Here is a 1,348-nt window from a genome sequence, read left to right as displayed (position 1 = left end):
CGGTGGGCGTGCGGCGCGAGGCCCGTCACGGCCAGCAGTTCGTCCGCGCGCGCCCGCGCGTCGCGCAGGGACGTGCCGGGCTTGCCGAACAGCGCCCCCACCGTGACGTTCTCGTGCACCGTCATCTCCGGGAAGGGCCGCACGATCTGGAACGCGCGGCCCAGCCCGAGATGACAGCGGCCCTCCATCGACACGTCCGTGACGTCACGGCCCCCCAGCTCCAGCCGCCCCGCCGAGGGTCGGTACACGCCCGACAGCAGGTTCAGCAGGGTCGTCTTGCCCGCGCCGTTCGGGCCGATGATCGCGAGGATCTCGCCCGCGCGCAGCTCGAAGCTCACGTCCGACACGGCGGTCAGGCCGCCGAACCGCTTCGTGAGGCCCCGCGCGCGCATCAGGGTGTCCGTCGTGACGGAAGTCAAAGGTCACCTCCTCTGCCGCGCCGCAGCAGGCCCATCAGGCCGCGCGGCAGGAACAGGATCGACACGATCAGCACGAGGCCGTACACGATGAGGTAGCCCTGCTTCACGTACGCGTGCAGCACCTCCTCCGAGACGCGCAGCACCAGCGCGCCCAGGATCGGGCCGAGCGTCGTGTACAGTCCCCCGAAGATGCTCGTCGTGAGCGGCGCGATGCTCGTCGCGACGCTGAAGGTGTCGCCCGGCGAGATGAAGAAGGTCTTGCCCGCGAACAGCACGCCCGCGAGCGCCGCGAGGAAGCTCGACACCGCGAACGCCAGCAGCTTGAAGCGCACGACGTTCACGCCCAGCACCCGCGCGACCTCCTCGCCCTGCCGGACCGCCGCGAAGGCGTACCCGAGACGGCTGAGGCGCACCGCGAGGCTCACGAGGACCGTGAGCAGCAGCACGCCCAGCGCGAGGAAGTACTGCGCCCGCGTCTGCCCGCCCAGCAACGCGGGCACCAGGAGGCCGTTGGCGCCCCCCGCGAACCTCTCCGGCAGGTTCTGCACGACGGTCCGCACGACCTCCGTGAACGCGAGCGTCGCGATCGCGAAGTACATGCCGCTCAGCCGCAGCGTCACCGCGCCCAGCACCACGCTGAACAGCGACGCCACCACCCCCGCCGCGAGCATCGCCGCCCACCACGGCAGGCCGCGCGCCGACAGGATCGCGAAGGAATACGCGCCCAGCCCGTAGAACGCCGCGTGCGCCAGAGACAGCTGACCGCTGCGCGCCAGGATGTCCCAGCTCAGCGCGAGGACGCCCGCCACGACCGTGAAGAACGCGATCTGCAGCAGGAACTCCGCGCGGTCCCCCAGCGGCAGGAAGGGAAAGACCGCCGCGAGCGCGAGCGTCACGCCGAGCGGCAGGGCCGAGCGCCACGCGCCCCC

The 1,348-nt window shown here is 71.9% G+C and carries 2 protein-coding genes; both read right to left on the bottom strand.

The genetic code is table 11. The features are described from left to right. The coding region (locus DEIPI_RS0117290; RefSeq protein WP_027482590.1) for an ATP-binding cassette domain-containing protein at window positions 1–419 on the bottom strand (419 nt) is incomplete at its 3' end. Beyond that, on the bottom strand, window positions 416–1,348 hold a 933-nt coding region (locus DEIPI_RS0117285; RefSeq protein ID WP_084474487.1), incomplete at its 5' end, for a branched-chain amino acid ABC transporter permease. The genes DEIPI_RS0117285 and DEIPI_RS0117290, both read right to left, overlap by 4 nt.

Origin of the sequence: Deinococcus pimensis DSM 21231, from assembly GCF_000519345.1 — a bacterium.
GTDB lineage: Bacteria > Deinococcota > Deinococci > Deinococcales > Deinococcaceae > Deinococcus_A > Deinococcus_A pimensis.
Note: the sequence above shows the minus strand (reverse complement) of the source record. Positions and strands in the feature narration are given on the sequence as shown.